The organism is Pseudomonas flavescens (assembly GCF_013408425.1).
GTDB classification, from domain to species: Bacteria; Pseudomonadota; Gammaproteobacteria; order Pseudomonadales; family Pseudomonadaceae; genus Aquipseudomonas; species Aquipseudomonas fulva_A.
Genome location: NZ_JACBYV010000001.1, coordinates 486,362 through 510,903, shown reverse-complemented (window position 1 = coordinate 510,903; position 24,542 = coordinate 486,362). Strand labels below are relative to the sequence as shown.

18 protein-coding genes and 2 pseudogenes are annotated in these 24,542 nt (G+C 62.0%); 7 read left to right on the top strand and 13 right to left on the bottom strand.

The window, feature by feature from the left end:
- Positions 1–672: 672 nt before the first annotated feature.
- From FHR27_RS02150 to FHR27_RS02120, 7 genes are all read right to left on the bottom strand, one after another.
- A complete protein-coding gene (locus tag FHR27_RS02150; protein WP_179537659.1) occupies positions 673–1,137 on the bottom strand; it encodes a nuclear transport factor 2 family protein in 465 nt (154 codons plus the stop codon).
- A 68-nt stretch (positions 1,138–1,205) separates the two neighbouring features.
- The gene (locus FHR27_RS02145; RefSeq protein ID WP_179537658.1) at positions 1,206–3,272 is read right to left on the bottom strand and encodes a 2Fe-2S iron-sulfur cluster-binding protein; all 2,067 of its coding nucleotides are present in this window, start codon (positions 3,270–3,272) and stop codon (positions 1,206–1,208) included.
- A gap of 38 nt (positions 3,273–3,310) precedes the next feature.
- Positions 3,311–3,928 carry a glutathione S-transferase family protein gene (locus tag FHR27_RS02140; protein ID WP_042552135.1) on the bottom strand — a complete coding sequence of 206 codons (618 nt, stop codon included), beginning with the start codon at positions 3,926–3,928 and terminating at the stop codon, positions 3,311–3,313.
- 161 nt (positions 3,929–4,089) lie between these two features.
- Positions 4,090–4,419, bottom strand: coding sequence for an AzlD domain-containing protein (locus FHR27_RS02135; protein ID WP_179537657.1), 330 nt, complete (start codon positions 4,417–4,419; stop codon positions 4,090–4,092).
- The gene (locus FHR27_RS02130; RefSeq protein ID WP_179537656.1) at positions 4,419–5,129 is read right to left on the bottom strand and encodes an AzlC family ABC transporter permease; all 711 of its coding nucleotides are present in this window, start codon (positions 5,127–5,129) and stop codon (positions 4,419–4,421) included. Before FHR27_RS02130 ends, FHR27_RS02135 begins: the two co-directional genes overlap by 1 nt.
- Positions 5,130–5,355: 226 nt before the next feature.
- Complete coding sequence (locus FHR27_RS02125; RefSeq protein WP_179537655.1) at positions 5,356–6,186, bottom strand: AraC family transcriptional regulator; 831 nt, start codon at positions 6,184–6,186, stop codon at positions 5,356–5,358.
- A 6-nt stretch (positions 6,187–6,192) separates the two neighbouring features.
- The gene (locus tag FHR27_RS02120) at positions 6,193–6,762 is read right to left on the bottom strand and encodes a GNAT family N-acetyltransferase (protein WP_042552131.1); all 570 of its coding nucleotides are present in this window, start codon (positions 6,760–6,762) and stop codon (positions 6,193–6,195) included.
- Between the two features lie 247 nt (positions 6,763–7,009).
- Here FHR27_RS02120 and FHR27_RS02115 point away from each other — a divergent pair, with 247 nt between their 5' ends.
- Both FHR27_RS02115 and FHR27_RS02110 read left to right on the top strand, forming a co-directional pair.
- On the top strand, positions 7,010–10,486 hold the full coding sequence (locus FHR27_RS02115; RefSeq protein WP_042552130.1) for a hybrid sensor histidine kinase/response regulator: 3,477 nt from the start codon (positions 7,010–7,012) through the stop codon (positions 10,484–10,486).
- 1,414 nt (positions 10,487–11,900) lie between these two features.
- Positions 11,901–12,242 carry an FKBP-type peptidyl-prolyl cis-trans isomerase gene (locus FHR27_RS02110; protein ID WP_042552128.1) on the top strand — a complete coding sequence of 114 codons (342 nt, stop codon included), beginning with the start codon at positions 11,901–11,903 and terminating at the stop codon, positions 12,240–12,242.
- 26 nt (positions 12,243–12,268) lie between these two features.
- On the opposite strand, the gene FHR27_RS02105 is transcribed toward FHR27_RS02110, so the two are convergent.
- From FHR27_RS02105 to FHR27_RS02095, 3 genes are all read right to left on the bottom strand, one after another.
- Positions 12,269–14,062 (bottom strand): glycosyl hydrolase family 28 protein, encoded by a 1,794-nt coding sequence (locus FHR27_RS02105; protein WP_179537654.1) that lies wholly within the window; start codon positions 14,060–14,062, stop codon positions 12,269–12,271.
- A gap of 225 nt (positions 14,063–14,287) precedes the next feature.
- Positions 14,288–15,775, bottom strand: coding sequence for a DNA recombination protein RmuC (gene rmuC, locus FHR27_RS02100; protein WP_042552126.1), 1,488 nt, complete (start codon positions 15,773–15,775; stop codon positions 14,288–14,290).
- Between the two features lie 57 nt (positions 15,776–15,832).
- Positions 15,833–16,231 (bottom strand): tetratricopeptide repeat protein, encoded by a 399-nt coding sequence (locus FHR27_RS02095; protein ID WP_179537653.1) that lies wholly within the window; start codon positions 16,229–16,231, stop codon positions 15,833–15,835.
- Between the two features lie 528 nt (positions 16,232–16,759).
- Here FHR27_RS02095 and FHR27_RS02090 point away from each other — a divergent pair.
- From FHR27_RS02090 to FHR27_RS02070, 5 genes and pseudogenes are all read left to right on the top strand, one after another.
- On the top strand, positions 16,760–19,360 hold the full coding sequence (locus FHR27_RS02090) for a YdbH domain-containing protein (protein ID WP_179537652.1): 2,601 nt from the start codon (positions 16,760–16,762) through the stop codon (positions 19,358–19,360).
- A 14-nt stretch (positions 19,361–19,374) separates the two neighbouring features.
- The gene (locus FHR27_RS02085; RefSeq protein ID WP_042553186.1) at positions 19,375–19,566 is read left to right on the top strand and encodes a YnbE family lipoprotein; all 192 of its coding nucleotides are present in this window, start codon (positions 19,375–19,377) and stop codon (positions 19,564–19,566) included.
- A gap of 10 nt (positions 19,567–19,576) precedes the next feature.
- Entirely contained in the window at positions 19,577–19,921 is a 345-nt protein-coding gene (locus FHR27_RS02080; RefSeq protein ID WP_042553185.1) for a YdbL family protein, read from the top strand.
- Between the two features lie 149 nt (positions 19,922–20,070).
- On the top strand, positions 20,071–20,304 hold the full coding sequence (locus FHR27_RS02075) for a zinc ribbon domain-containing protein (protein WP_179537651.1): 234 nt from the start codon (positions 20,071–20,073) through the stop codon (positions 20,302–20,304).
- 264 nt (positions 20,305–20,568) lie between these two features.
- A pseudogene (locus tag FHR27_RS02070) lies at positions 20,569–20,807 on the top strand (transposase); the annotation flags it as partial.
- Positions 20,808–20,867: 60 nt separating this feature from the next.
- Here the strand turns inward: FHR27_RS02070 and FHR27_RS02065 are convergent.
- From FHR27_RS02065 to FHR27_RS02055, 3 genes and pseudogenes are all read right to left on the bottom strand, one after another.
- A complete protein-coding gene (locus FHR27_RS02065; protein WP_179537650.1) occupies positions 20,868–21,452 on the bottom strand; it encodes a hypothetical protein in 585 nt (194 codons plus the stop codon).
- A 137-nt stretch (positions 21,453–21,589) separates the two neighbouring features.
- Complete coding sequence (locus FHR27_RS02060; RefSeq protein WP_179537649.1) at positions 21,590–22,042, bottom strand: contact-dependent growth inhibition system immunity protein; 453 nt, start codon at positions 22,040–22,042, stop codon at positions 21,590–21,592.
- Positions 22,039–24,507 (bottom strand): annotated as a pseudogene (locus tag FHR27_RS02055) (hemagglutinin repeat-containing protein); the annotation flags it as partial. The gene FHR27_RS02060 and the pseudogene FHR27_RS02055, both read right to left, overlap by 4 nt.
- Positions 24,508–24,542 lie beyond the last annotated feature (35 nt).

Genomic DNA, 24,542 nt, shown 5'->3' with positions numbered 1-24,542 from the left:
GCGAAATCACGGGCATGGCCCGTTCCCACAGGTAGGGCATCGGCGCGCCTACAGAGCCTGCTTGCAGCCGTAGGGTGGGCTTCAGCCCACCATTGCCCGCCCCCAACAGAGATCCGACACCCACTGCCAAGGGCACGGCAGCCACCACCCAGTCAGGATTCGATTCGGCTGGTGGGCTGAAGCCCACCCTACGGGACTTCGCGGGCAATCCAGCCAGCGTGAACATTGTGAGCGCGCGCCGTGCGCGCGAATCACGGGCATGGCCCGTTCCCACAGGTAGGGCATCGGCGCGCCTACAGAGCCTGCTTGCAGCCGTAGGGTGGGCTTCAGCCCACCAATTGCCCGCCCCCAATAGAGATCCGACCCCCACTGCCAAGAGCACGGCAGCCACCACCCAGTCAGGATTCGATTCGGCTGGTGGGCTGAAGCCCGCCCTACGGGACTTCGCGGGCAATCCAGCCAGCGTGAACATTGTGGGAGCGCGCCATGCGCGCGAAATCACGGGCATGGCCCGTTCCCACAGGTAGGGCATCGGCGCGCCTACTGAGCCTGCTTGCAGCCGTAGGGTGGGCTTCAGCCCACAAAAGTCGAATGCCCGCCTCCGCCTTGAAGTGATCCATGTCCGTATCGGCCGCGAACTTCACATACTCACAAACGCTCTTGGCCGGGTTCTCAGAAACCTAAATCACTGAGGCTCGGGTGATCGTCCGGGCGGCGGCCCAGTGGCCAATGAAACCTGCGGTCGGCTTCGGCGATTGGCTGTTCGTTGATGCTGGCATGGCGTGCGCGCATCAGGCCGTCCTCGGCGAACTCCCAGTTCTCGTTACCATAGGCGCGGAACCACTGCCCACTGTCGTCGTGATACTCATAGGCGTAGCGCACGGCAATGCGGTTGCCGGTAAAAGCCCACAGTTCCTTGATCAGCCGATAGTCGAGCTCACGGTTCCACTTGCGGGTCAGAAAGGCTTCGGCCTCGGCGCGATTGGTAACGAACTCGACGCGGTTGCGCCAGCGCGTGTCGAGGATATAAGCCAGTGCCACCTTGGCCGGGTCGCGGCTGTTCCAGCCGTCTTCGGCCAGACGTACTTTTTCGATGGCGGATCGTTCGTCGAACGGAGGAAGCGGTGGACGGGACATGGCGGAACTCCTTGCTGTGGATTGGGATGTGCACGCTTCACGCCTGACCATCAGGCTGGCCGGTTCGCTCAGAGCGCCAGTTCAATACGCTCGTCACCGGCATGTTGCGGCTGCGCCGGAACCGCGCAGCAGATCAATACCTCGTTGTCGTCGAGCTTGGCGGTGGGCTCCTTCAGGTAACTCACTGCACCTTTGAGCAATCGGGTACGGCAGGTACCGCAGGAGCCTTCGCGGCAGCTGAATTCAGGCTCCAGGCCACGGGCCTCGGCCAGTTCCAGCAGCGTGCCCGATTCCGGTGTCCAGCGCGCTTCCTTCAGCGACTCGCTGAACAGCACCGGCACCGGTCCGGTCGCTGGCGGCACGACCACCGCAGCGGCAGTTGGCTGATCGGGGCGACGCACCAGAGACGCCGGCCCGAAGCCTTCGGCATGGATGCGCCGGTCGGCGATGCTGTACCCGCGCAGGCCATCGTACAGGCCCTGGGTGAACGCCGGCGGCCCGCACAGGTAGAAGGCGTAGTCTTCGAAGGCCAGAAAGCGGCTCAGCAGCGCCATGTCGATGCGCCCTGCAGCGTCATAGTCGACCCCTGGCTCGGCGCCCTGAGTATCGCCAAGCACCCGCACCAGCCTGACCGCGCCCTGGGCGGCGGCGACCAGATCAGCGAGTTCGCGGTCGAAGGCGCGCTCGGCTTTCGAGCGGGCGGCGTAGAACAGGGTGACCGGCCTGACCCGTTGCCGGCGCCAGCCTTCGTAGACCACATGGTGCAGCATCGCCAGCATCGGCGTGATGCCAATACCACCGGCCAGCAATACCAGCGGCCGCTCCTCCTGCGGATCCAGCGTGAAGGCACCGGCCGGGGCGCGGGCTTCGATCAGATCGCCTTCATGCAACCGATCATGAAGGAACTGCGATACCCGTCCCTCACGTTTGACGCTGATCCGGTAGATGCCAGCGGACGGCGCGACCGACAGGGTGTAGGTGCGAATCAGCGGCTTTTCGCCCTCGCCAAGCTGCAGCCGAATTGGCAGGTGCTGGCCGGCCAGGTGCGGCAGCAGCCCCGCGCCATCGACCGGTTCCAGATGCAGAGAGCGGATCGACTGACTTTCCTCGACGATGCGCGAGACCTTCATGGCTCGCCATTGAGTGGCGTACTGGGCGGCGTGCAGCCGGCTCGCGGCCTGCAGCCAGTTACCGGTCATCAGCGAGCTATCCGCCCAGCCATCGGGACGAAGTGCCCAGCGCAGGGCCAGGCCACCCGGGCGGCGCACGATACGCCGTGGGCGGAACGTCCACAGCCGCTCGGCGCCCTGGAAGGCGGCGATCTCCGGTGAGTCGAAGATGATCTCGGCCTCACCGCTCATCTGCAGCACATCGCCCGTGGCAAAATCCACGAACAGCAGACCAGCCTTGCCGTTGAGCACGATGTTGCCAAGGGTGGAGAAGAACAGATTGCCATTGAAATCGGGGATGGTCAGGGTGCCCCCCTCGTCCACGCGGACGAAGCCCGAGTTGCCACCACGGTGGGACACATCGACCTGCCGGCGTCCCTGAACATCGGCATAGGAGGCGACGAAGAACGCGTCGGCCTGGGCGATCAACTCACGCGCAGCAGCGTCCAGCGCAGCGAGTTCCTCGACTTCCCCCGCAAACGGCACAGCCGGATCACGGGCGAAGGTGAAGTCGCGCTGCTGTATGTAGCGCGGGCAGTTGCCGAAACTCTGCTCCACCTCGACGCGCAAGCCTTGTGCCCCAGCGGCCACCACGCCGTTCATGCGGTTGCGCCGGCGAGTGTGCAGTTCGATCCCCAGCAGCCCGAGTGCGGCCCCCTCGTGCATGCCCTGCCCGACAGGATCATCGGGATGCGGGCGCGCGGCGAGATCCAAGGTGCTGGGCGTCGGCGACGCCATGAAACCTGCTCGGCCTTCGAGAATGCCAGCCCAGGCGTCGCCCTTGGCATCCACGCTGCCCAGCACGATGAAAGGCAGTTGGGCATAGAACTCACGGTGCTGATCAGGCATGAAGTCACGCACCACGCGCCGGCCGACCGCATCCATCCGCTCGGCGACACCGAGTTTTTCCTGGATGAGCTTCTCGCCCTGATGCCAGACGGGCGACGGGTTCGAGGTGTCGTTCATGTGCGTATCTCCCGATGTCCGAAAGGCGACGTGGCAGCTCAAGCGTTGGCGGTCAGCCCGGCCGGGGTCTGCGGGATGGCGACGAAGCCGGGCAGCGCCTCGATACGCGCCAGGAAGGCATTCACCTGCACGTAGGAGGACAGGTCGACGTTGCCTTCCGGGGCGCGGGCGAGATAGCTGTAGAGCGCCACGTCAGCGATGGTCGGATGATCGGCAGCCAGCCACTGGCGACCTGTCAGATGGCGCTCCAGGCGGGCGAGCAGCACATGGGCGCGAGCAATCACTTCATCGGCGTTGAAGTCGTAGCCGAATACGGTGATCAGGCGCGCCGCAGCAGGTCCGTAGGCCAGTTCGCCGGCCGCGACCGACAACCAGCGTTGCACCGCAGCCGCACCCGCGGCGTCTTCCGGCAGCCAGTCGGTACGGCCGGTTTTCTTGGCGAGGTAGACGAGAATGGCGTTCGAATCGGCGATGACGACTCCATCGTCCTCCAGCACCGGCACCTGGCCAAACGGGTTGAGCGCGAGGAACTCAGGCTGTTTGTTGGCTCCGCCGGCCAGGTCGACCTCGACCAGTTCGGGCTTGAGGCCAAGCAGCGAAGCGAACAGAACGGCGCGGTGGGCATGGCCTGACAGTGTAACGTGGTGAATTTTCATGGTTCGGCTCCTGATGGACGGTGGGCCGGGAGATGTCCCGATCCATACGACCAGCTTGCTACCGAATCAAAATTCGAGGAATAGGCGCTTTCGACACTACTTTATTGCGAAAAACGGAATAGTCGTACTGCGCCTCACCGCTGCCCGACGCCGGGAAATGTTCAGATCGGCAACTGCCCCATCGCCCAGCGCAACAGAAAAAAGATCACCAGCCCGCCGCCAATGGTCGCCAGCAAATGGCGGGTCAACACGGCGATCATGATGGTCGCCAAGCCGGCCAGCAGGTAAGCGTTGTCCCAGTTAAGCGCCCAGTTGCGCCCGTCGGGCAGCAACATGGCGGGTACCACGATGGCCGTGAGCACCGCGGTCGGCACGTAATGCAGGGCCTGGCGCACTGCCTGGGGAAAACGCAGGTTGGGAAAGGCGAACAGGCTGTAGCGCGTGGCGAAGGTGATCGCCAGCATGCCGAAGATCAGGATCCAGTTTTCCATCAGCACATCTCCTCCTGCTGGGGCGCCTGGCCGCGTTCGAGCAACACGCCCACCACGATGCCGGCGCAGGCAGCGGCCATCAGCCCGAGCTTGTAAGGCAGGTCATGAAAGATCAACGCGACCACTGCGGCCACCAGCGCGGCAGCGACCTGCGGGCGGTTGCGCAGCATCGGCACGACGATGCCGACGAAGGTGGCGATCATGGCGAAATCCAGGCCCCAGGCAGCGAGGTTGGGCACGGCCTGGCCAAACAGCAGGCCGATCAGCGTGCAGCCGACCCAGTTGCCATACATGGCCAGGCCGGCCCCCAGGAAATACCAATGCTTGTCGGGCGAGTCGTCGCTTCGCGCATAACGCTGCTGCACCACCGCGAAGGCTTCGTCGGTCAGCCAAAAGGCCAGCGGCATACGCCAGCGCTTGGGCAGATGGCGAACGAAAGGCTGCAGGGTGGCGCTGTACAGCGCGTGGCGCAGATTCACCACCAGGGTGGTCAGCCACAGCACGGCCAGGGTGGCACCGCCGCCCAGCAGGCTGATGGCGATGAACTGCGCGGACCCAGCGAACACCAGCACCGACATGCCGACGGTCTGCCAGGCGTTCAGCCCGGCGGCACCGGCCAGGCTGCCGTAGATGATGCCGAACGGCATGGCACCGAGCAGCATCGGCAACATATCGCGCAGGCCCTGCAGGAACTCTTGGTATCGAGACATCGGCTTATCGCTTGACTGAAAAGACCGCCGGCGGGCGATCAGGATCGAGTGAGGCTAGCCCGCCCTACTCCTGCTGTCTTGAACAATCTTGCGCAGTTCTCGTGATACCAGGGCATCTGTGGGAGCGAGCGGGGACGCCTGGTCCATGCCCGCGATTTTTCGCGCGCATGGCGCGCTCCCACCAGTGCAATTCGCAGGGAAAGCTGCGGTATCACTCAACCACAGGTTACAGGGCGCGGCGGCAGGCGTTGCGGTACTCGCCGGGGGCCACGCCATACACCTGCTTGAACTGCCGCGTCAGGTGGCTCTGGTCAGCGAAGCCTAGTTGCAGGGCAACGCTCAACGGCGCGCAGCCATCACGCAGTAGCGCCCGTGCCTGTTCCAGCCGCCGCTGTTGCAGCCAGGCATGGGGCGGCAGGCCGGTAGCGCGGCGAAATACCCGGGCGAAATGAAAGGGCGAGAGGTTCACCGCAGCCGCCAATGTCTCCAGTGACGGCGGCTCGCCAAGGCGCGCCGCGAGCAGCTCCTTGGCGAGGATGACAGCACGCGGCTCCTGCCCCGGTGGCGGCGCCTGAGTAACACCCGCATGCCGCTGGAACAGCATCAGCAGCGTTTCCCGCCATGCCGTCTGCTGCTGCAGCGCACTGGCATCGCTGTCGAGCAGACGGTGCAACTGAGCGAATGCCTGATGCAGCGGCACGTCCTGCAACACACTGGCGGCGAAAGAAGGCAGGCCGCGCTGGGCCAGCCCCAGTTCCTCGAGCACGCCGTTCACCTGGGCAGGAGCCGGATAGAACGCCCGATAGAACCAGCCCTGCTCATGGGCCGCCGAGCCGGTGTGCACCTCATCCGGGTTGATCAATACCATGCTGCCGACAGGAGCCAGATGATCGGCACCGCGATGGCGAAAACGCTGCGCGCCGTGTTCGATTACGGTGAACACGAAGCCTTCGTGGACATGCGGGGTGAAGCGCTGCTTGATATAGCGCGCCTGCAACAGTTCGACTCCGGCCAGCGCCGAGCTTTCCCAGAAGCGGGTGCGTTCGCTGGAGTCCATGGGGGATCAGACGCCGAAGCGTGCCTCCAGGCCGGCCTTGACCACCGGCCATTCCTGGTCGGTGATGCTGTACATCACGGTATCGTCGAGCCGCCCGTCAGCCAGACGGCGATGGTTGCGCAACAGCCCTTCGCGGATAGCGCCGAGCTTTTCGATGGCGCGCTGGGAACGCAAGTTGCTGCCAGCGGTTTTCAGCTGCACACGGACCATCTGCCAGCTTTCGAAGGCGTGGCGCAGCATCAGGTACTTGATCATGCTGTTGAGCCCGGTGCCATGCTGGCTGGCATCCAGCCAGGTCCAGCCGATTTCCACGGCCGGCAGGGTTGGCGCGAAATCGGCGAAACGGGTGGTGCCGACCAACTGATCGCCCAGGCGGATCACGAACGGCAGCGCCCGATCCTCACGCTGATCGTGCAGGGCCTGGCGATACCAGTCCAGGCGCTGGGTACCGCTCATGTAGACCAGCTCCTGGCGATTGGCCTCGGCCAAAGTCACCAGCGCCGGAATATCCCCATCGAGCAACGGCTCGATGCGCAGGGCACCACGTTGCAGGGTGATCAACTGCGGCTTGAACATCGACTCTCTCCACGAACAACGGTGCCAGGCCCATCAGTCTCGCACCGAATATAAGACCTGTCTGCCCTGAACGACCTCACCACAGGGTGCCGCAGCGACGTCGCCGTTGCATGTGCGACCTTGGTCGCGCCTGACGTTGCGGCACTTTACTGCGACACTACTGCGCTATGTTGTGTGCCTGAAGGCACCGCCGGGCGTGCCAAGATACGACCCGAGTAAGCGTCCCCAAGTTTTCCGCGGAGTGTGCATGTCGCTGTCCAGTTGGCTTATCGCTGCAGTCGCCCTGCTCTACATGGCCGTTCTGTTCGCCATCGCCTTCTACGGTGACCGTCGGCGCAAACCGCTGCCGCCCCGGGTACGTGCCTGGGTCTACAGCCTGTCGCTGGCCGTGTACTGCACCAGCTGGACCTTCTTCGGCGCCGTCGGCCAGGCCGCCGAGCAGTTGTGGTCGTTCCTGCCGATCTACCTCGGACCGATGCTGCTTCTGCTGTTCGCTCCCTGGGTGATCGAGAAGATGGTGCTGATCAGCAAACAGGAAAACATCACCTCGATCGCCGACTTCATCGCTGCCCGCTATGGCAAGTCGCAGTCGCTGGCCATCGTCGTCGCGTTGATCTGCCTGGTTGGCGTGCTGCCCTACATCGCCCTGCAACTCAAGGGCATCGTGCTCGGCGTCAACCTGCTGATCGGCTCGGAAACCGATGCCGACGGCACGCGCGCGCAAGACACCGCGCTGATCGTCTCGGTGATCCTGGCGCTGTTCACCATCCTGTTCGGCACCCGCAACCTCGACGTCACCGAGCACCACCGTGGCATGGTGCTGGCCATTGCCTTCGAGTCGCTGATCAAGCTGCTGGCCTTCTTCGCTGTCGGTGCCTTCGTCACCTATGGGCTGTACAACGGCTTCGGCGATCTGCTCGGCCAGGCCCAGCGCAACACCGAACTGGAAGATTACTGGGCGGTGGCGGTGAACTGGCCGGCGATGCTGGTACAGACCTGCATGGCGATGATCGCCATCGTCTGCCTGCCCCGTCAGTTCCACGTCACAGTGGTGGAAAACACCGACCCGCGAGACCTGCGCCTGGCCCGCTGGGTGTTTCCGCTGTACCTGCTGCTCGCCGGCCTGTTCGTCATTCCCATCGCCCTGGCCGGGCAGATGCTGCTGCCAGCCGGGGTCAGCCCGGATTCGTTCGTGATCAGCCTGCCCCTCGCCGAGGCTCATCCGGCCCTGGCCCTGCTGGCCTTCATCGGCGGTGCCTCGGCGGCCACCGGCATGGTGATCGTCGCGTCGGTGGCGCTGTCGACGATGATTTCCAACGACATGCTGCTGCCCTGGCTGCTGCACCGCAAAAGCACCGAGCGGCCGTTCGAAGCCTTCCGCCACTGGATGCTCACCGCGCGCCGGGTCAGCATCGTGCTGATCCTGCTGCTGGCCTACGTGTGCTATCGCCTGCTCGGCACCAACGCCAGCCTGGCCACCATCGGGCAGATCTCGTTCGCCGCCATCGGCCAGCTGGCACCGGCCATGTTCGGCGCCCTGGTGTGGAAGCAGGCCAACCGCCGTGGTGTGTTCGCCGGCCTGATCACCGGCGCGGCACTGTGGGTCTACACCCTGGTGCTACCGGTGCTGGCCCGCGGCCTCGGCTGGCCGCTGGATATCTTCCCCGGCCTGCGCACCCTGCTGTACGCGCCAATCGGCTTCGAAGTGGATGCCCTGACCCGCGGCGTGGTGCTGTCGCTGGCCGGCAACCTGACGCTGTTCGCCTGGGTATCGTTCTTCTCGCGCACCCGGGTTTCCGAGCACTGGCAGGCCGGGCGCTTCGTCAACCACGACTTCGGCAGCAAACAGGGCGGCCGCACCATGCTCGCGGTACAGGTCAACGACCTGTTGCTGCTCGCTGGCCGCTTCGTCGGCGCAGAACGCGCGCAGCACAGTTTCAGCCGCTTCGCCGCTCGCCAGGGCAAGACCTTCAACTCGGCGCAACCGGCCAACAGCGAATGGATCGCCCACACCGAACGCCTGCTGGCGGGCGTGCTCGGTGCTTCATCGACACGCGCGGTGGTTAAAGCGGCCATCGAAGGCCGCGACATGCAGGTCGAGGACGTGGTGCGCATCGTCGACGAAGCCAGCGAGGTGCTGCAGTTCAACCGCGCGCTGCTGCAAGGCGCCATCGAAAACATCAGCCAGGGCATCAGCGTGGTCGATCAGTCCTTGTGCCTGGTGGCCTGGAACCATCGCTACCTGGAAATCTTCGAGTACCCGGAGGGGCTGATCTGCGTAGGGCGCCCAATCGCCGAGATCATCCGCTTCAATGCCGAACGCGGCATGCTCGGCAGCACCGATGTCGAGGAAAGCGTCGCCAAGCGCCTGTACTGGATGCGCCAGGGCACCGCGCACAGCTACGAACGGGTATTCCCCAACGGCCGGGTCATCGAACTGATCGGCAACCCGATGCCCGGCGGCGGCTTCGTCATGAGCTTCACCGACATCACCGAATTCCGCGAGGCCGAGCGTGCCCTCAAGGCGGCCAACGAGGGCCTCGAGCAGCGCGTTGCCGAGCGCACCTTCGAGCTGTCGCAGTTGAACAGGGCGCTGACCGCCGCCACCGGTGTCGCCGAAGCGGCCAACGCCTCGAAAACCCGTTTTCTCGCGGCAGTCAGCCATGACCTGATGCAACCACTCAACGCTGCCCGCCTGTTCTCCGCGGCCCTCTCCCACCAGGAAGAGGCGCTGCCCCGGGAAGCTCAGGAACTGGTGCGCCACCTCGACAGTTCGCTGCGCTCCGCCGAAGACCTGATCAGCGACCTGCTGGACATCTCGCGCCTGGAAAATGGCCGCATCACCCCGGACCGCAACGCCTTCGTGCTCAACACGCTGTTCGATACCCTGGGCGCCGAATTCAAGGTGCTGGCGACGGAGTACGGCGTCGACTTCCATCGGCAAGGCAGCACCTTGCGCGTGGACAGCGACATCAAGCTGCTACGCCGGGTGCTGCAGAACTTCCTCACCAACGCCTTCCGCTATGCCAAAGGCCGGGTGCTGCTGGGCGTGCGCCGCCAGGGTGGGCACCTGCGCCTGGAAGTCTGGGACCGCGGGCCGGGCATTCCCGAGGACAAGCGCCAGACCATCTTCGAAGAATTCAAACGCCTGGACAGCCACCAGACCCGCGCCGAAAAAGGCCTGGGTCTTGGGCTGGCCATCGCGGACGGACTGTGCCGGGTGCTCGAGCACAGCCTCGAAGTGCGCTCCTGGCCAGGCAAGGGCAGCGTGTTCAGCGTCACCGTGCCCATCGCCCGCAACCAGACGCCCGCCCTGCAACGCACGCGCCCCGAAGGCAACGGCCAGTTGCTGACCGGCACCCAGGTGCTGTGCATCGACAACGAGGAAAGCATCCTCACCGGCATGCACAGCCTGCTGTCGCGCTGGGGCTGCCAGGTGTGGTCGGCGCGCAACCGCGCTGAGTGCGAACAGCTGCTGGCAGACGAAGTGCGCCCACACCTGGCGCTGGTCGACTACCACCTCGACGAAGGTGACACCGGCACCGAACTGATGGCCTGGCTGCGCACCCGCCTCGGTGAGCCGGTTCCCGGCGTGGTGATCAGCGCCGACGGCCGCCCCGAACTGATCGCTCAGGTGCACGCCGCAGGCCTGGACTTCCTGCCCAAACCCGTCAAGCCAGCGGCCCTGCGCGCACTGATCAGCCGTCATCTGCCGCTGCTGTAAGCCACAAGCGGCCAATCATGATCACAAAAACGGTGTCGACGGACCGGACCACGCAAGTGAAGCGCCGCCGCCCCACAATCGTGGGAGCGCGCCATGCGCGCGAATCGCGGGCACGGCCCGCTCCCACGAATTGCTGGCGCCCGCGCAGGTGAAGCGTCGCCATCCCACGACGGTGGGAGCGCGCCATGCGCGCGAATCGCGGGCACGGCCCGCTCCCACAAATTGCTGGCGCCCACGCAGAGCACGAGAACCGTAGGGTGGACAACGCTGTTTTTGTCCACCATTGCGATCACAAAGCGGTAGGACCGGACCACGCAAGTGAAGCATCGCCCACCCACAATCGTGGGAGCGCGCCATGCGCGCGAATCGCGGGCACGGCCCGCTCCCACAAATTGCTGGCGCCCACGCAGGTGAAGCGTCGCCATCCCACGACGGTGGGAGCGCGCCATGCGCGCGAATCGCGGGCACGGCCCGCTCCCACAAATTGCTGGCGCCCGCGCAGGTGAAGCATCGCCCACCCACAATCGTGGGAGCGCGCCATGCGCGCGAATCGCGGGCACGGCCCGCTCCCACGAATTGCTGGCGCCCGCGCAGGTGAAGCGTCGCCATCCCACGACGGTGGGAGCGCGCCATGCGCGCGAATCGCGGGCATGGCCCGCTCCCACAAATTGCTGGCGCCCACGCAGGTGAAGCGTCGCCATCCCACGACGGTGGGAGCGCGCCATGCGCGCGAATCGCGGGCACGGCCCGCTCCCACAAATTGCTGGCGCCCGCGCAGAGCACGAGAACCGTAGGGTGGACAACGCTGTTTTTGTCCACCATCGCGATCACAAAGCGGTGCTGACGGACCACCCACGCAGGTGAAGCATCGCCGACCCACGACCGTGGGAGCGCGCCATGCGCGCGAATCGCGGGCATGGCCCGCTCCCACAAATTGCTGGCGCCCGCGCAGAGCACGAGAACCGTAGGGTGGACAACGCTGTTTTTGTCCACCATTGCGATCACAAAGCGGTAGGACCGGACCGGACCACGCAAGTGAAGCATCGCCCACCCACGACCGTGGGAGCGCGCCATGCGCGCGAATCGCGGGCACGGCCCGCTCCCACAAATTGCTGGCGCCCACGCAGAGCACGAGAACCGTAGGGTGGACAACGCTGTTCTTGTCCACCATTGCAACCGTAAAGCGGTGCTGACGGGCCGCCCTCGCAGGTGAAGCGCCGCCGCCCCACGACCGTGGGAGCGCGCCATGCGCGCGAATCGCCGGCGCGGCCGGCTCCCCGTTGAGACCGGGCGGTGATCCGTTTCAGCCCGCCAATGGGCCACGTCAGCAAGCCATCTGCTGCCGTGTGCGGTTGTTGCAAAGCATCGCGTTTCCTGCGAAAACGCGGCCCTCGGGAATATTGGAATGACGGCAATGAGCGAAGATTTACGTATCGAGGACCTCCACCCAGGCGATGGCAAGGCAGTGGTCAAGGGCGCGCTGATCACCACCCACTACCGCGGCTGGCTGGAAGACGGCACTGAGTTCGACTCGTCTTACTCCCGCGGCAAGCCCTTCCAGTGCGTAATTGGCACCGGACGAGTGATCAAGGGCTGGGATCAGGGGCTGATGGGCATGCAGGTCGGCGGCAAACGTCGCCTGTCGGTGCCCGCGCACCTGGCCTACGGCGAGCGCTCGATGGGCGCGCATATCACGCCCAATTCGAACCTGCGCTTCGAAATCGAGCTGCTGGAAGTGCTGACGCGGGACGACTGAGCCACCCCGCGTCCGCGACCGGCTATCTACTGCTTTGGCTGCGGCTCGACGCGGTCGAAGCTGAGCCCTTCGCTGCCCTTGATGTTCCAGGGGTCGCCCTCGCTACCAACGATGCTGACGTCGGTGAAGCGCGAATTGCGCAGGCCATCGATCTGCGCCCCGGCCTTGCCCTTGAAGCGTACCTGCTCGAAGGCGACGTTCTCGTGGAAAGCGTCGTGGGCGCTGTCACCCTTGACCTGAATTGCCGCACCGGCAGCATCTTCCACCGTCACGTTGGCCACGCGAATGTCGCGAAACTGGCCGGGAACGGCCGAACGCTTGTAGTCGAGGATGGCGTTGGGATCGTGGTAATCGAGGGTCATGATCACCCCCTGCTTGACGGTATTGCGGATCGCCGAATCGCGAAAGGTGACATTGCGCGCACCGCCGCCCATGAAGTTGGTGCTCTTCATGCGCAGGCCGGTATCGGTGCCATCGGACACGTTGTCTTCGGCGAGGATGTTCTGGATCCAGCCGCCGGTGTGACTACCGGCGACCACCATGCCGTGCCCGCGACGGAAGTAGTTGTTGAAGATCCAGGCATCTTCCTGAGGCGGCTGCCTGGTCGCGTCGGCGCCGGTGCCCGAGGCGAAGTTGACGCAGTCGTCGCCGGTGTCGAAGAAGTTGTTGAAGACCATGGCGCCCTTGCTGTTGGCGAACTCGATGCCATCGCCATTGTTGGCGTCGTAGGTCTTGTGCACGGTGCCGGCCATCACCACGTTCTCGGTCTCCAGGTTCATGATCCCGTGGTAGGCCGGATTGAGCACGGTGAAGCCGCCATAGAACACGTTGGTGACATTGCGCAGGGTCATCAGTGACGAGCGCATCTGCCCGTAAGCGTCCTTGACGATGATGCCCCGCGCCACCGCCTTCTCGACCTGGTCCTTGGCCAGAATGCCGTCTTCCATGTAGCGGGTGTTGTCACTGGCGCGGTAGAACGGCAGCGCATTGCCCAGCTCATCACGGCTGTCGTCGTTGCGCTTCCAGCCGTTGCCGTCGATGGTGCCCTTGCCGACGATGCGGATGTTCTCGAACGACTGATGCTGACGCGGATCGCGCGACAGTGCGTTGATCAGCGAGGCCGGCCGCACCATGGTCGAATAGGGATACTGGATATAGCCCTCCAGCGGGTAATCCTCGCTGCGCTCCGAACCCAGCAGCGTCGCGCCCTCGGCGATCTCCAGGGTCATGTTGCTTTTCAGGTACAGCGCGCCGGTCTTGAACACGCCAGCCGGGATCAGCACCTTGCAGTTCAGGGAACAGGCATCGATGGTCTTCTGGATGGCGACGGTATTGAGCGTCTTGCCGTCGCCCTTGGCACCCTGGTCCTCGACGTTGAAGACCTCAGGCTGCGCCGTGGTGCGTTGCAGCAGCACCGGACTGTCACCGGACTCGCGGCCTTCGGCATCCACCGAGCGCACGGTGAAACGATACTCGGTCTCGGGCTTCAGGCCAGCCACGGTGTAATTGTGGATGGAAATACGGTGATGGAAGTTTTCCGTATCGGCCTGGTAGAACCGATCGATATACGGTTTGGCTGGCGAATGCTGGTCATTGTTGGCGTTGGCGCCACCCAGGCGCTTGCCGTCCATATACACGTGATAGTCGACGATACCGGCGGCGTTCTCCGGCTTCTCCCAGACCAGAATGATCTGCCTGTCGTCATAGGCCAGGGTCGGCACCTGAACCTTGCGTGGCGCCTCCAGAGCCAGGGCCGAGGCACTAAATAGCAGCGCTAGCGGTACGACAACATACTTTTTTTGACGCAGCGAACCTTGCATCACAGATGCAAATGAGCTCTCGATGAGCGGCATATTCTTGTCCTTGTTATGGCCAATCCATTGAATCAGCTGAACTTAATCAAAGCATCGGGCAGGCTTTATATTCAGCCAGACGAAATCATCACACCCCAAAGAGGTATGACAACCGACAAGATAGCCAAAATTTCGGTCACGTCCAGCCAGGACGTGAAATCACCCCCGACCATACTCGAGGCAGCGTGAGGCTCAGTCGTCCCCTGAGTCATCCAGAGGCAGGCCGGCGGCTCGTTCGAGCAGCTCGGGAGGTAGGCTCTTGCTGGCTCGGGCACCGAGCAGCTTGAGGTTCTCGGCGCGGCTTATCAGGTTGCCGCGACCGTCGACCAGCTTGTTGCGCGCCCCGGAGTACGCCTTGTCGAGCTGCTGCAGGCGCATGCCAACCTCATCCAGATCCTGGATGAAAGCCACGAACTTGTCGTACAGCGCTCCGGCCCGCTCGGCGATTTCCCGGGCGTTCTGGCTTTGCCGCTCCTGACGCCAGAGGCTGTCGATGACCCGCAGGGTCGCCAGCAGCGTGGTCGGGCTGACGATCACGATGTGCTGATCGAAAGCCTCCTGAAACAGGCCCGGGTCTGCCTGAAGGGCTGCTGCGAACGCCGCCTCGATGGGCACGAAGAGCAATACGAAATCCAGGCTGTGCAGCCCGTCGAGGTGCTGGTAATCCTTGAGCGACAGCCCCTTCAGATGGCTGCGCAGGGACAGCACGTGCTGCTTCAGGGCCAGTTGCCGGGTCGCTTCGTCGGTAGCCGACACGCACTGTTGATAGGCCGTGAGGCTGACCTTGGCATCGACCACCACCTGCTTCTCGCCCGGCAGCTGGATCAGCACGTCCGGCTGGAAGCGCTCGCCATCGGCACTCTTCAAGCTGACCTGGGTGTGATACTCGCGGCCCTTTTGCAGGCCGGCATGCTCCAGCACTCTCTCGAGCACCAGCTCACCCCAGTTGCCCTGGGTTTTCTGGCCCTTGAGGGCCTGGGTGAGGTTCATCGCCTCTTCGCTCAGGCGCTGATTGAGCCCCTGCAGGCGCTCCAGCTCCTTGCCCAGGGAAAAGCGCTCGCGCGCCTCCTGCTGATAACTCTCCTCGACCCGCTTCTCGAAGGACTGGATACGTTCCTTGAGCGGATCGAGCAGCTGGCCGAGGCGCTGCTGGCTGGTTTCCGAGAAACGCTGCTCGCGCTCGTCGAAGATCTTGCCGGCCAGCTCGGCGAACTGGGCACGCAAGGCATCACGGGCCCCCTGCAGGTCCTCGAGACGCTGCTGATGATTTTCCTGCTGCTCGTGCAGCTCGGCAGCCAGGCCGGCCCGTTCGCTATCCAGACGACGCAGCTCGACCTCCTGCTGATCACGCAGCGCCTGCCCGCCCTTGATCTGCTCACGGGCCAGTTGCAGGTCGTTCTGCAACAAGTGGGTTTCCCGGCGCAGAGCGGCCAGCTCGGCCTGCTGGTCCGCCTTGATCTCGAGAATCTCGGCCAGCTCCTCACGGCAACCGTCGAGTTGCGCACTCAAGCCTGCCTGGGCCAGTTGCGCGGCATTCATACGCTCTTGCGCCAGGCCAGCCTGCAAACGCATCTCCTCGGCCTCCCGCGACAGGGCGACGGCGCGTAGCAACAGGGGAACGGCACAGACCAGGGCGCCGACCAGAAAGGCCGGCAGCAGCGAAACGAGATCAGAGGGCATACAGACATCCAGGCGAGACTGCCGGGCAGTATACCTGCGCGGGCGGCTCCACTGCGGCTACAAGCGCCGGAGCAGGTCCCGCGCCTCGCCCTGCCCCTGCAGCGCCGCCAGCTCCAACCAGTGGCGGGCCTGATGCGGCTCCAGAGTGCGAGGCTGGCAATAGAGGCGGCCCAGCTCGAGCTGGGCGGCGCCGTCGCCAGCACGCGCCGCCTGGCGCAGCAGTTCCACGCCGATACGACGGTCGCGGGTATTGTCGCAGTCGCGGCAGAGCATTTGGCCAAGGCGGCTCTGAGCCTGCACCACGCCCTGGCGGGCAGGCTGCTTGAGCAGGCGACCGGCAATCCGTTTCACGCTGGGGGCATGCCCCAGCCGCGGGCTGTCCAACAGCCAAGCGGCAACGCGAACAGGTACCTGGGCACGGACGGGAAGCGTATCGAGGGGTAAAGCGCGGGGCATAAAAGACGTAAAACGGGCTGCGGAACAGGCGCGCCACTCTACTCTTTTTAATTCACAGGTAAACCCCGCCCTACTCTCCTCTGGGCTGCTTGTGACAATCCACAGAAGCTGTGGATAACTTTGTGCGTAAGGTGGGAGAAATGCCCCCCAACGCCGATGGTATGGGGCCCCGAGTCAAACTGGTCATTTTTTCGCCACATCAAAAAAGTTCATATTTTTCATGCACTTAAAAAGTCTCCTACGACAATTGGAGGTTTTGTGCAAGCGCCAATATGCTGCTTGACAAGCTGCATCGCGATTGTGCACAAGTCCGTCGACAGGCCTGCGAAAACGCCCTTTTAGAGGGCGCAAGCCAGGCTTCACAGGCCCTGCGGCCAGACAGACGGAGCGCCTGACTGCCGCACCAATAAAGCCCATGTCATGCTCCCGACATAAAACCGTGGGCGGTATAACCGGCCAAACCGGGTTTGGCAGGCCATGGCGCTTCGGGTTACCGTCACGACATTCTTCCGTCGATGGATAACGCCCATGCTCAGCCGCCGCACCAGGCTGCGACTGTCCATTGTTTTCACGCTGCTCGTGCTGTTCGTTGCCGCCGTTTATCTGGGCGGCAGCTACCTGCTGCAGCGCAATGGTGTCGAGAAACTCGATTGGCATGGCCTATCACTCTCCAGCTCAGGCCTGAACGTAAAGGACCTGCAACTGACACAACGCAGCAGCGCAGGCACTCTCGAGCTGCACAGTGAGGGGCTGCAACTGGCCTGGCGCGATTTCGGCTTCAGCATGCCGTTCTGGCAGCACCTCGACATCGGCAGCCTGACGCTCACCTGGCTAGCCGCAATTGAAGAGCTCGAGCCAGACACGCCGCCAACTGACCTCGACCTGCAACGACTGGCTGCCCCACTGGCCCTGTTACCACGCAGCCTGAGGATTGAGCGACTAGCCGCCACCCTGCCCTGCGCCCGCGGACAATGCACCGCCACAGGCAACCTGAAGCTGCTGCGTGGCGAGGATGACCACTTGGCCGTTCAGCTCGATCTCCACCATCAGACGCAGGTAATCAACGGCTCGCTCACCCTGCGACCGCGCAACGACGCAATCGACCTGCAGCTGACCCTGGCCGTCGATCAACAACCGCAAGTGACCGTGAAGAGCAGCCTCGAACAGGCAGGTGACGGCCTGAACTGGAACGGCCAGCTCGATGCGACGCAACTCACCCAGGCAGCCGCCTTGCAAAGTTGGCTGAGCGCCTGGAGCGTGCCGGAGGGCACCCAGTGGCCCGGCGCGCCGGGAGAGGTCAGCCTGCAAGGCTCGTGGCAACTGACGCTGCCGTCGCGGGTAATGGATGTGGACAACCTGCTGGCTGCCAGCGGCGAGGTCGACGTGCAGGGCACTCTACCCCAACCCTGGCCTTTTCCCGGGCTTGGCCAGCTACGGGGGCAGCTGGCCCTGACGGCGCACAATCAGGGGCAAAACTGGATCGCAACGCGCGTGGAAGCGGACCTGCAGCTCACCGAGCCGAATGCCGACTGGCTGAGTGCGCTACCACCGGAGCTGCGCAGCGAATCCCTGCGCGTACAGGTGCAGCCTGACACGCCACTCGACGGCCTGCGCAACGATCTGACCGGGCGCAGCCTGCCCCTTAAACTGACGCTGGCTTTGCGTGGCGCGACCCGCCTGGACCTGCAGGGCCGCCTGGCACTGGCGAGCTCCGCACCCTGGGCCGTGCAGTTCGCCGAAACGCGCCTGACCACACGCACCGCCAGGGTGAACCAGGCTGGCTGGCAGGCCGGCGAGCTGAGCAGCGACCTCAAGCTGGCGGGCCATGCAGATGCTACTGCGGTGGGCCTGAGCATTGGCCAAGGCTCCCGGCTTCAGGCTGCAACCCTCAAAGGTGCCGACCTGAACGCACAGAAGCTGCAGATCGACCTCGGCGGTAGCGCCCTCGACCTCAAACTGCAGGACGGCGCCCTGCAGACCTGGCAGTTCGAGGGCCCGCTGAACCTCAGCACCGCACGCCTGGAACAGGCCAACCTCAAGCCACAGGGCTGGCGCTTGCAGAGCCAGCTAGCGGCGGCGGATATGGTCGGCAACCTGCGCGGCAAGCTGAGCAACGACAGCGAACTGCAACTGGACCTGGATGCAAGCCTCGACGCCAAACAGAACCTGCAGCTCAAGGCGACCCTCGGCGAACTGTTCCTGCGCTCCGGCAACCCGCTGGCCAAAACCCTGGTGCAGTGGCCCGAGTTGCTCGACCTCAACAGCGGTCGCCTGAATGCCGTCGCGAACCTGGCCCTGAGCGCTGGCAGCAACGCCCCGAGCGTTGACCTGAGCATCACCGGCAAAGGCCTGGGCGGCATCTACGACCGCTCCGAACTCAGCGGCCTGGACACCAGCCTGCACGTCAAGCTGGCGCGCCAGCGCTTCGACCTGTACCTCCAGCAGCTGAAAATCCAGCAGGCCAATCCCGGCCTGCCGATCGGCCCGATCGAGGCCCGTATTCGCTACGGCGCGCCACTGGCCAGTGCAGCCAAGGGCACGCTGGAGGTGAACCTGGCGCAAGCCGCGCTGATGGGCGGGCAGGTCACCCTGACACCAGGGCGATGGGATCTCGCGGCCAGTAATCAATTGTTTCCCATCCAGATCCGCGGCCTGGAACTCCAGCAGCTTTTCACTCTCTACCCGGCAGAGGGCCTGGCCGGTAGCGGCACGCTGGATGGTGACCTGCCTGTGCGCCTGGGCCAGAACGGCATCGAGGTGGAAAAAGGCCATATCGCCGCCCGCCAACCCGGTGGACGCCTGCAGTTCAGCTCGGAGAAGATCAAGGCCCTGGGCCGCAGCAACCCGGCGATGCAGTTGGTGACGCAGTCCCTGGAGGACTTCAACTTCACCACCCTGAACAGCTCGGTCGACTATGATCAGCACGGCAAACTGCGCCTGGCCATGCGCCTGGAAGGCCAGAACCCGGCCATCGAGAATGGCCGGCCGATTCACTTCAACATCAACCTGGAGGAGGACATCCCCAACCTGCTCGCCAGCCTGCAGCTGACCGATCGGGTCAACGAGATCATCACGCGGCGCGTGCAGCAGCGAATGCTGCAACGCAATACCGCACCCAAGGAGCCTTGACGAGGAGAAGCGCCATGCGCTTGCGTAGTTGCATCACCGCCCTGCTGCTGGGGCTACTGAGCGTAGCCTGTACCCCGACGGTACAACTGGCGATGCCCAACGAGCCGATCAACATCAACCTGAATGTGAAGATCGAGCACGAGATCTATATCAAGGTGGATAAGGCACTGGACAGCATGTTCAGTGAATCCAGCGGACTGTTCTGAGGAAACCCAAATGAGCCTGATCAAACCCTTCGCCGGCCTGTTGCTGCTGCTCAGCCTGAGCCTGCCCGCTCACGCCATCAGCCTCAACGAGGCGATGTCCGCCCTAGGCGATGCCAAGGCCAGCGGCCAGCTCGGCGAGCTGCCCAGTGGTTACCTCGGCGTGGTCAAATCCGGCGGCCAGGCCGACGAGATCGCCAAGCTGATCAACGCCGCCCGCCGCGCCGAGTACCAGAAGCTCGCCCAGCAGAACGGCATCCAGCTCAGCGACGTGGAAACCATCGCCGGCCAGAAGGCCATCGACAAGACCCCGGCTGGGCAGTACATCCAGCAGCAGGGCCAGTGGCGCCGCAAGTAACCGCCAGGCGCGCCCGCAGCATGCTGCGGGCGCGTTGCGAAACCTCCACGAAAACGCTACAGCCCCCGCCATCTCTGCCCTGCAGCGGAACTCGTCTGCGCCTGCCCAGTCTCACGTTCGCTATCGCCATTGATCAGAGAACGACCGACATGAGCCTTATCGACTGCCCCGAGTGCCAAAACCGTATCTCCGACAAGGCTCACGCCTGCCCGCAATGCGGCAACCCGATGAGCCAGCCGGCTGGCAAACGCTGGCTCTCGGAAAAGAACGTCGGTCAGGTCGCCGGGGCCACCACGGCGTGGCTCACCGCCCCCTGGATCGCCCGTATGGTTTTCGGCGTGGTGGCGATGATCTGCATCACCGTGATCATAGTGGCACGCTGAGCCGGCGTCAGCAGCCACGCAGAGTCCGCGTGACACCCTTGGCAGCGCGTTCGATGGCCGCCTCATCACAGGGTGCGAAGCCGATCACCGGCCCTGGCGGCTGAGGCTTCACGCAATAACGCTACAAGGGCATCACCTCGATGCCCTCCTCGGCCAACAGCACCTGAGCATTCTGTTCGCTACCTGCATGCAGGCGGCACACTGAATCGCCCCTAGTTTCGTAGACACCTCCAAGCCTCATAATGAGGCCCATTAAGAGGTGCCATGAGCAACCAGCGTTACCCCGAAGAATTCAAAATCGAAGCAGTCAAGCAATGACCGAGCGTGGCCTTCCTGTAGCCGAGGTGGCAGCGCGGTTAGGTATGTCGGTGCACAGCCTGTATGCCTGGATCAAACGCTACAACAAGCCCCGGGAAAAGCGGCAGCAATAGGACGATCAGCAGATCGAACTGCGTCGTCTGCGTGCTGAACTCAAGCGAGTGACCGAAGAGCGAGACATCCTAAGTTACCCTTCTGCTGCGCCGTGTGTAGTAATCAATGACTCTGACCCCATCAATAGCACTTTATACAAATCGAAGTTTCCAATAGTCATTACCAGCAATCATCCAGTATCGCTGGCGAGTAGGAATCAAAAAGCTAAAATCAAAGCATTGAGCAACCCAGCCCGAATAAACAAGACTTTCATGAGCACGAACATCATCCATGTGCATAAAAATTTTTCTATCAAAGTTTATATAGAACTTAGGAAGTCGAGAGCTAACGACATTAGCCTGTTTAAATAGGCAAGAGGTCAGCCCCTCTCCAGTTAAGAAATAGTGCTCAATTTCTTCAAAAAGCTCATTACCCAACACCATAAAGGCTTTTAAATCAGCTAAAGAAAGGACTTTTTCGCATGAGTCGTTCAAATACTGCGGAAAATTTTCAGCGGTCATCCTCAGAATACCACCTCTAAAAAGCCTGCAAGACTGCTCATATTGCTCTTGAGTTATCTCACCATCTTCAAGATAGGCGCGATAGTCTTTTTCCGCATCAAGAGAAAAATTGTATCTCTCATCTACAACCCAATAACATTCCCCAGAATGCACAAAAAAACAAATACTTTTCTCCCCATTCCAAAGATCATCAAGAACCGATTGACTAATAGTCATTTTTTGAATTCCTTAAGAAATTCATCCTGTGTATAAACACGAGCGTTAGTCGAGTTCTTTTCGAGTAACGACCCCCACATTTTTGGTAGTTCGAGAGGAAGAAAAAGGGGACAGATTTATTCAGCCGTTGCCATAGACTAAAAATAAATCTGTCCCCTTTTCCGTTTACCATTAAGCGCTGCCAGCAGTTTCCTCTCTAGCGCCTGAGCATATTCGACATATTCGACAGCGCGAGGCTCCGCAGCAATAAGCTCTTTATCTCGCTGCAGAATATTCAACATTTTTTGCGTCAGCTGTAAATTCTTCGCCCAGACTGCCTCCGATAATTTTGAGGTTCCTTTTAGCAACTCGGCGTCATCCAGAAATCCTACCAGCACTTCCTTATCCAACTCGCGAACCACGACAGGCAATAATTCCGACGTATACATATCTTGCCTGACCGATCTGCAAAGGTCGCCGATCTCAAGCTCGTTTATCGGAGTGTCCAGAATCGACCTGTGCCATGACTCCAGCGCAGACTCATCAGAATCAGGCTCAACTTCCCACTTAAACCCATTACTCTCATCTATTTGACGAAATGTCTTTTTCATATACCCGCACCATTTAGAGAGTCAGAAATACGTTTTAAAGTATCCAAAGCTGCCTGTCGGGCCGCTTGCGCCTCTGGATTACTTACATTTTTAAGCGTTTCTGCATGGTTGGTAAGCCCTCTTATCCGCTCCTGCATTTCGTTCAAATGATCATAGTAACCACTGCCATTCTTCCGAGGAACTGGATCTCCAGCCATGTCTTTCAATGTACCTTCGATATCATGATCTTTGAAGTTTTTTATTATATTATCAATTCTAGCAACCGCTTTCTGCTCTCCCTGACTCAACTTAGTCGCAGAGCTTCCAGCCTCTTTTGCACCGTTTCCACTATACATATTCCCCGGGTTCAGCTGGTGCTCCGGAGTCTTATAGCTAGTGTCACCTCGCTGTGTATCCAGCTGACTTCCGCCTGTATGCGGCACGGTAACCACCGAACCGCCAGCATTATACCCCCCACTCGATGCATTCTCTAAACCAGATGAATCAGCACCAGGATTAACTAGCACACCATATTTAGGATCAAGTTGATGTATAGGAAATGCTACTGCAGTCCCAGCGACAAGCCACCATATTTGGGTCGAAACTACAACTTTATCTTTAGCCGCTACTCCCGCCTGGGTGACAGACTCCATTACATTGTTAGCCAACTGCTCCATATTATTCATGGATGCCGGGTTCGATGCAGCCATCGAAAGATATATAGCCAATCCACCTAAGACAGCAACGCCAACAGCCGCGTAATTGCTCTGCCCTGGATTACCTTGAGCGAATACATTAAGGCGATACACAAACCAAAAGGCTGCTTCAGGGTCACGTGCCGCAATATCAGCAACATGACCTGCAATAACCTCTCTTTGGGCTTCAGTTGCTTGACCAGGTATCTGATTGACAAAGTGACGTGCCGTTGCCAGTCGTTTCTCGGAGTTCCGATGACCTAAAACTCTGAGTACTTCATGCTTAACGACTGCTTGTTGTACATCTGAGAGCCCCTTGCCATTTGCAACGACGCCCGCTGCAATGAAAACCTTTGCAAGACCACTCAGTGCCTCTTCGCTACTATCACCATAATTTTCAGCTGCTTTAACCCAGCGCTCAAAAGTCTGTATAGGGTTCGCCACCGCCTCTACAGACGACTTGGTCACATACAGATCCGTACTTTCCTCATCGTCTCGCGTGATCTCGTACGCCTTGCTCACATCACGATTGAGGCCCTCTGTGGAGTCCTGCCCGGTCTGTACATCCCCGCGCACGACAATCTCGCCCTCGCCGACGGTAGCCCGCACGATTTGCTGGCGATCTTTCTCGTACTCGTAACCCTCGACGCTCCAGCCGGTCTTGCCTTTTTCGCCCTTGCCTTCCTGGCTTTTGTCCTGCTGGGTATCTTTCGCGCCGTTCTTGCCGTACGAACCGCCGACATTCAGGTAATAGCTGTGCTCCTTGTCGTGACCGGCGATATCGCTGAAGCCCAGGGTGCCGGTGTCCAATTTGAGGTTGCCGGTGTTCGAGGCCAGCACTGCGCCATCGAGCTGCGTGTGCTCTTCGGTGCGAATGTCCAAACGATCACGCGCAACGATACGGGTCTGATTTTCCACCCACTCGGTAGAGCCCCTGGTCTGACCGTAGCCGACCGAAGCACTGAAGCCTGCTCCCGGGCCGAACGTGGCGGTGGCGCTGACATCGAACTCCCGACCCTTGACCTTGCCCGTATCGGGTAGCGAGGTCACGGTCAGGTCACGACCCACACGGCCAGTGACTTCGTCGCCACTCAGTTGTGAACCACTGATGGCGGTATCTCGACCACTGGTGAAGTTCAGGCGATCGCCGGCATACAGGTAGGCTTCCTGTTGACGCTGACCTTCGCGCTCAAGGTCGCCCTTGCCGACGTTGACGCTGACATACACACCAACGCCTTCGGAGCCGAAGGTGAAGCCAATTTCGCCGCCACCGCTGCGACGGCTGCTTTCGCTGTCACTGGCATTCTGTGCGGAGCCGATGTTGAGGTCGTTACCGGCCTTGAGGTCGATATCGCGCCCTGCCTGAACCTGCGTACCGATCAGGTTGAGGTCATTGCGGGCGTTGAGATTGACGTCACGTTCGGCATTGAGCACCGCGCCACTGGAGGTTCCCTGGCTGCCCTCTTCACCCGCTACGCCACGACTGCCGCCGATACCAACCTTGAAGCCACCACTGGTGCCACCGACAATCCCACCTTTACCCTGGCTCTGCTGGCTGTCATAGCGTTGCTCGCCACGGGCGACATCAAGCACGATGTCCCGGCCGCTTACATTGATGTCACGCCCGGAATGGAACTGAGCGCCACGTACCTGAACGTCATTACCTGCTTCCAACGTCGAAGCGCGATTTCCAACCACAGTCTGGCTGACGCTCTGGCGTTGGCTGGTACTACCGAAGTGCGCATCGAACGTCGGCCCAGCCAGGAACTGGCTGACGGAGTCCAAAGCCTTGAAATATCAATGACTCTGACCCTATCGATTTTGCC

Excerpts from the sequence above, each read along its gene's own strand:
- FHR27_RS02150 (WP_179537659.1), bottom strand. The coding sequence starts at position 1,137 with ATGTCCCGTCCACCGCTTCCTCCGTTCGACGAACGATCCGCCATCGAA.
- FHR27_RS02145 (WP_179537658.1), bottom strand. The coding sequence starts at position 3,272 with ATGAACGACACCTCGAACCCGTCGCCCGTCTGGCATCAGGGCGAGAAG.
- FHR27_RS02140 (WP_042552135.1), bottom strand. The coding sequence starts at position 3,928 with ATGAAAATTCACCACGTTACACTGTCAGGCCATGCCCACCGCGCCGTT.
- FHR27_RS02135 (WP_179537657.1), bottom strand. The coding sequence starts at position 4,419 with ATGGAAAACTGGATCCTGATCTTCGGCATGCTGGCGATCACCTTCGCC.
- FHR27_RS02130 (WP_179537656.1), bottom strand. The coding sequence starts at position 5,129 with ATGTCTCGATACCAAGAGTTCCTGCAGGGCCTGCGCGATATGTTGCCG.
- FHR27_RS02125 (WP_179537655.1), bottom strand. The coding sequence starts at position 6,186 with ATGGACTCCAGCGAACGCACCCGCTTCTGGGAAAGCTCGGCGCTGGCC.
- FHR27_RS02120 (WP_042552131.1), bottom strand. The coding sequence starts at position 6,762 with ATGTTCAAGCCGCAGTTGATCACCCTGCAACGTGGTGCCCTGCGCATC.
- FHR27_RS02115 (WP_042552130.1), top strand. The coding sequence starts at position 7,010 with ATGTCGCTGTCCAGTTGGCTTATCGCTGCAGTCGCCCTGCTCTACATG.
- FHR27_RS02110 (WP_042552128.1), top strand. The coding sequence starts at position 11,901 with ATGAGCGAAGATTTACGTATCGAGGACCTCCACCCAGGCGATGGCAAG.
- FHR27_RS02105 (WP_179537654.1), bottom strand. The coding sequence starts at position 14,062 with ATGCAAGGTTCGCTGCGTCAAAAAAAGTATGTTGTCGTACCGCTAGCG.
- rmuC (WP_042552126.1), bottom strand. The coding sequence starts at position 15,775 with ATGCCCTCTGATCTCGTTTCGCTGCTGCCGGCCTTTCTGGTCGGCGCC.
- FHR27_RS02095 (WP_179537653.1), bottom strand. The coding sequence starts at position 16,231 with ATGCCCCGCGCTTTACCCCTCGATACGCTTCCCGTCCGTGCCCAGGTA.
- FHR27_RS02090 (WP_179537652.1), top strand. The coding sequence starts at position 16,760 with ATGCTCAGCCGCCGCACCAGGCTGCGACTGTCCATTGTTTTCACGCTG.
- FHR27_RS02085 (WP_042553186.1), top strand. The coding sequence starts at position 19,375 with ATGCGCTTGCGTAGTTGCATCACCGCCCTGCTGCTGGGGCTACTGAGC.
- FHR27_RS02080 (WP_042553185.1), top strand. The coding sequence starts at position 19,577 with ATGAGCCTGATCAAACCCTTCGCCGGCCTGTTGCTGCTGCTCAGCCTG.
- FHR27_RS02075 (WP_179537651.1), top strand. The coding sequence starts at position 20,071 with ATGAGCCTTATCGACTGCCCCGAGTGCCAAAACCGTATCTCCGACAAG.
- FHR27_RS02065 (WP_179537650.1), bottom strand. The coding sequence starts at position 21,452 with ATGACTATTAGTCAATCGGTTCTTGATGATCTTTGGAATGGGGAGAAA.
- FHR27_RS02060 (WP_179537649.1), bottom strand. The coding sequence starts at position 22,042 with ATGAAAAAGACATTTCGTCAAATAGATGAGAGTAATGGGTTTAAGTGG.